Source organism: Bradyrhizobium sp. Mp27, assembly GCF_029953005.1.
Classification (GTDB): domain Bacteria; phylum Pseudomonadota; class Alphaproteobacteria; order Rhizobiales; family Xanthobacteraceae; genus Bradyrhizobium; species Bradyrhizobium barranii.
In genome coordinates this window covers 1-219 of record NZ_JASAUS010000857.1, presented here as the reverse complement: position 1 = coordinate 219, position 219 = coordinate 1, and the positions used below count along the sequence as shown (strand labels likewise).

The 219-nt window shown below is 65.8% G+C and carries 1 protein-coding gene; it reads right to left on the bottom strand.

What is annotated here, in order from left to right; all coding sequences use genetic code 11:
• Positions 1-9: 9 nt before the first annotated feature.
• Positions 10-219, bottom strand: a 210-nt coding sequence (locus QJT78_RS52865) for a hypothetical protein (protein ID WP_281461018.1), incomplete at its 5' end; no start/stop codon positions are given.

Below are 219 nucleotides of genomic sequence, written 5' to 3'. Positions count from 1 at the left end.
TTCGAACGCTCAGGTCAACCAAGCCGTTCCGATGACACTGCTGGGGCCCGGCGTCACGCGACGCCGCGGCCAGCCGCGCGCGTAGCCTGTGCGGTAAAATACGCGCTTACCGATGAAGACCTGGAGCTTTTGCTTTTCCCGGCCCCACGACCAGCGTCTCAGAGCCCGCAGCGGCCGGTGCCCGACTGGAGCTACATCGATAAAGAGCTCCGCCGGCGC